This is a genomic window from Phormidium sp. CCY1219 (assembly GCF_035615515.1).
In the GTDB taxonomy this organism is placed as follows: domain Bacteria; phylum Cyanobacteriota; class Cyanobacteriia; order Cyanobacteriales; family Laspinemataceae; genus CCY1219.
Map to the genome: position 1 here is coordinate 1 of NZ_JAJENT010000265.1, position 5361 is coordinate 5361.

1 protein-coding gene is annotated in these 5361 nt (G+C 53.2%); it reads right to left on the minus strand.

The window, feature by feature from the left end:
* Positions 1–5042, minus strand: a 5042-nt coding sequence (locus LKK83_RS03335; RefSeq protein ID WP_324629424.1) for a beta strand repeat-containing protein, incomplete at its 3' end; no start/stop codon positions are given.
* Positions 5043–5361 lie beyond the last annotated feature (319 nt).

Consider the following 5361-nt stretch of genomic DNA (forward strand, 5'->3'; position numbering starts at 1 on the left):
ACTACCGGTTCGGGTGCGATCGCTTCTGGCGCAGGTTTCTCTGATACTACCGGTTCGGGTGCGATCGCTTCTGGCGCTTCACCCTCTCCCTCACCGGAATCCGGCGCTTCCTCTACCGGCGCTTCCGCCTCACTCTCATCCGGCGCTTCCTCTACCGGCGCTTCCGCCTCACTCTCATCCGGCGCTTCCTCTACCGGCGCTTCCTCTATCGGCGCTTCTGGCGACACCGGAGGCGGGGTAATTGCTGCTTGGATATTCACAATTCCCCCAGTGGCGGTAGCGGTTCCCCCCGCGATATCCACCGTCACCGGACCGGTATAACCGCTGTAGTCCAAAGTATTGTATCCGCCAGTTCCGCCATCCACCAATCCCGTCACCCGAGACCCATCCGCAAATACAAAGGTATCGTCCAAAGAACCGCCAGTCAAATTTTGCACGAACTCGAAACTCACCCCATTAATCCTCCCGCGATTCGTTCCCGTCAGCGTCCAAATATTGGTTGTATTCCCCGCCACTACTTTATTATCTTGCACCGGATTTCCCACCACAGATTCGATGCTGCTAATCTGACCTCCCACCCCAGTGGCGCGGTTTTCTGCTAAATTCACGGTAACATCATTATTGTAATTGGAATAATCCAGAGTATCGCTAATTGCCACTCCCTGCAAATTTCCATCAATGCGACCATTTCCCGCAAACTTAAAGGTATCGTCTACATTCCCGCCGGTTAAGTTTTGGATTTGGGAAAAGGAAATTTTACTATTCAGCATTCCGGAATTAACTCCAATAATTTCCCAAACATTGGCCATATCCGCCGCCACTAGAGTATTGTTCCCATCGCCGCCTACAATTTGCGACAGGTTGGCATCTGCTGCGAGGCTAAAATTATCCGCTTTGCTTCCCCCGCGCAGGGTTTGAAACTCGGAAAAATTTACCCCGCCCACGGTTCCGCTAAAATTGCCAATCGTCCAATTATTCTCGCTATTGTCGCCCATCAGAGTATTCGACTGCAGCGGATTTCCCACCACGGATTCGATACTGCTAATCGTCCCGCCAACACCGCTGGCGCTTTGTTGGGCTAAATTCACGGTTACGTCAAAAGTCGCATTAGAATAGTCCAGCTTATCGGTTTCGCCCACCCCGAACAAGTTGCCGCTGATGCGGGCATTATTCCTAAACTTAAATGTGTCATCAATTGCGCCACCTGTCAAGTTTTGAATTTGGGAAAACTTTGTGGTGCTATTCAGGATGCCGCTATCGGTAGCGTTAATTTCCCAAATATTGGCAGTATCGGCAGCAACTAGGGTATTATTGCCATCTCCGCCGTTAATTTGGGAGAATGTAGCATCCGGTGCGAGGACAAATTTATCGGTTTGATTGCCACCTTGCAGGGTTTGGATGCCCGAAAAACTGACAGTGCCTACCGTGCCTTGATGGATATCGGTCAGGTTCCAACTGTTCTCCGAATTTGGGCCAATCAGGGTATTGTAAGCTGTGGTATTTCCCAGGAAATTTTCTACGCTGCTCAGGGTTCCGCCTATACCAGTAGCGCTTTGGGTGGCTAAATTAATGGTGGCGTTAAAGTTGGCATTGGAATAGTCTAAGGTGTCGGTTCCGTCTACGCCGTCCAGATTGCCGCTAATGCGACCATTATTGGTAAAAATAAAGGAGTCGCTCAGGGTTCCGCCGGTGAGGTTTTCGATATTGGTAAAAGAGAGGGTCGATTGGAATCCGCTGAGAGTGCCACTGTCGGGATTGGTAATCTTCCAATCCGTGGCGCGATCGCTCCCAATTAAAGTAGACCCGCCCAACAACGAAACCGGACTTTCAAAGTTAAATGGATGCAGGGTAATGGTGGCGGTACTGTCGGATTGACCGATAATAATTTCCCCCCAATCCGGGTGCAGGGTTTGCAGTTCTATGGCGGTTAAATCTAAGGCGGCGCTGCTGTTATCGCTATTGGCGATCGCAATATCGCGAGAAGGGTCATCAGTTTGCAAGCGAATTACCCCTTGTCCGCGCACGGAGGTTCCGCGAAAATCGATTTCGCTGCTGGTAATTTCCAGATTCCCGCTATTCCCTAATCCGGTGGAATCGATATTTCCCACGGACACTCGCACTGGCGCAGAAAGGGAGATATTCCCGGCATTTCCTGTGGCGCTGGTGTCTAAAGTGCCACCGCTGGTATCGATCCTGCCATTTTCACTGGAAATCGCGATCGCGCCACTACTTTGTAAGGTAGAAATCGGCCCAGTAGCAATATCCCCCGCCGCCTCTAAGGCGATCGCCCCGGTAGCACTCAGGGTATATCCGGTAGTATTTATCTCCCCGCCCGGATTGGGAGACTGAAGGCGAATCGAGTCACTGACAGTCACATCCCCCGCTAAGGCGATCGCGCCACTCCCTATATCCGACCCCACCACAATCTGGTCGAATCCCGGTTGTAAGGTGGCGATATCGCTGTCATCCAGATTCAACCGCCCATCGGATACTGTCCCTCCCACAGATATCCCCACCGTCGGGTCGAGAGGTTGCAACTGAACCCTACCCTGACCCCTCACTTCCGTGGTTCCTTCCAGATCGATTTCATCCCCCGACAAGGCGATCGCACCCGACTGCGCCGCGATCGCCCCATCGCGCACCCTCACTCCCGGCGCACCTCCCGCGCCGGTACCGGCAAACTGCAAATTCGCACTTCCCGAAGATACTACCGTCCCGTTATCCAAGTAAATGCCGATATTGCTCGTCCCGCTTCCCATTGCGGTCCCCAGAAAATCCAAATTCCCCTCCGCCACCGATACCCGCGCATCCATTCCGCGCACCAATATCCCGTAATTCACATTAGTTCCACTCGCGCCAATTCCCCGCAACCGCACGCTTCCCGTTCCACTGGATTCCACCTGACTATTCAACAAATAAACCCCGTGATTGTCCGTCCCAATTCCGCCACCAGTGCCATTCAGGGTTAAGTTCCCATCGGTGGAACTCACGCGCGTATTGTTCCCGCGAATCCAAATTCCGTAATTAAAATCCGTCCCGCTACCCCCGGTTCCATTCAGGATAATTTCCCCAATCCCGGTGGATTCGACGATACTCCCATTGCGGATATAAATCCCATAGTTACTAGTGAGATTCGTCCCACTCGCGTCCCCAGTCCCCGTGAGGGAAATCGTCCCATCAGAGGATTGAACTACAGTCTGGTTATCCAGATGAATCCCATGTCCCGTTACCGCATCACCTACGATCGCGATATTGCCAGTTCCGGAATCTAGAGTCGCGCCAGACAGACTCACATTGCCCACATTACCCCCCACCAGATTGCCGCGACTGAGGGTAATATTCCCGCCATTGGTGATAATTTGCGACCCCGCATTCATCAGAAATTGCGGATTTGCCCCCAAATCGCGATCGCTCGCAATCGCACTTGCATCGTTAATCATCGCCGTAAAATCTCCCCCCGCTAAGGTAATTTTTCCCTGTTGTGTAAAGGAGATAGACCGTCCCGCCTGCAAGGTGAGTCCATGTCCCGGCGTACTGGCGGTAATCGTATCGTCAATTATAATATCGTTATTCGCCTGTAAGGTGACGCTGGCCAAATCGATAGCGGCGGCGAGATCCGCACCCGCAATCGTAGCGGTAGTGCCGACTTGTTCCCCAAATCCATCATTAGGCGCGATCGCATCACTTCCCTGTGCGGCGATCGTAATATTTTTCGGGTCCAGAAGCAAAGTACCCACAGATCCGGCGGGTGCAGATGTATCCACTCCTCCAGAAAACTGCAGGAACTCTTTCCCCGACACTTCCACCACGCCGCCATTTCCGCCGCGATCGCCCCCCGTCGCCCGAATGGTTCCCGCAAACTGCGTCTGGTTGTCGGACCACACGATAACTCTCCCCCCATCGCCATGATATCTCGCATTGGCCACTATCTCGCTTTCCCGATCGACCACCGCGCGATCCGCCTGGGGAAGCGCATCTGAACCGCGCCAGTCGCCGCCGATGCGGATTTCTCCCCCACCAGTGGCACCGGATGCATCGATTCTCCCATCCAATACCGCCACCCGATTCCCCAATACATTCACTTGTGCCCTCGCATTACTCCCCCGATCTCCGGATACATCTAAAGTACCCGAGGCGATCGCATCCCCAGTCTGCGGGTCGATCTCGATTCCCGATCCGGAAATCGCAATTGTGCCATCCGGGTTGGCGATCGCCCGAGTCTCGCCCCCAACGCCGCCTCCCGCCAGCAATTGCGGTAAAGAAAGGGGCGTCAGCGTCCCAGAAACACTCCGGGCGATCGCCGCTGCAGACTCAATCTCTAAACTCAGCAGGTGATTCGATCGAGAGATGCGAATCGCACTCTCACCCGGAACCGCCGCCAGGGTAATCCTTCCCCCGGGCGCAGATATCTTCCCCGCATTGAGTACCGTCCCTCCCATCAAGGTCACATCCCCTCCCGGCAAAACAGATAAATTGCCTAAGTTGACAATCGACCCTGCCTGTGGTAAACCAAACGCAAATTGACTCGGTTCTCCCACTAACTCTGCCCAATTATTATCGCCAATTGTGGCAAACCATTGGTCGCCAAACCCCATTCCCGTCGCCGCGATCGCCGCAAAATCTCCCGGTACATTTAACCGCGCATCGGAACCAAACAGAATCCCGGCGGGATTAATTAGAAATAAATTAGACCCCCCGCCAATAACGGAAATCGTCCCGTTAATTACCGATGCATCGCCCCCGGTGACGCGACTAAAAATGTTTTGAATTTCCGGTGAAGAGAGAAAATTAGCTGTATGACCTCGATCGAGATTAAAGCGATCGAAACTGTGGAATAAATTACCCCCATCCCGCGATCGCGACCCCCCAGTAATCTGGATGCGATCGCCCTGGGAACCGACTACCGTACCGGTTCCATCATCTGCAGGAACAATGGTTTGAGCAACCATCGCCCCACCTGGCGCGCGATCGGGCATGTTTTCCGCAGGCGGTGAAGGAACCGCACTCAGGAGATAAACGGGGAGAGGAACGAGAAACATCATAATTTCGGTTGAGACTCTTGTGTCTAGGGGGAACAGTGGCGCAAATGATGATGTAGATGCTCTGTCCCTGATGTTGTGCGAATCGGATCTCAACTTTAGGATTCCCAAAACTCATCCTTTCGGTTACACCACCCCCCCCGCGATCGCGTTTCTCCCTCAGTTGCTTTTACAGTTAAATTGCATCGGTGTAGGGTGGGTCGCGCCCACCTCCAGATTACCCCTTGACAAACAAAAGGGGTATCGGGTACAATGAAGCCGTAGGCGCAGGCAGGACGTATGTGCAATGCTTTAATTGCGTAAGCCAAACCCAGCATTTATC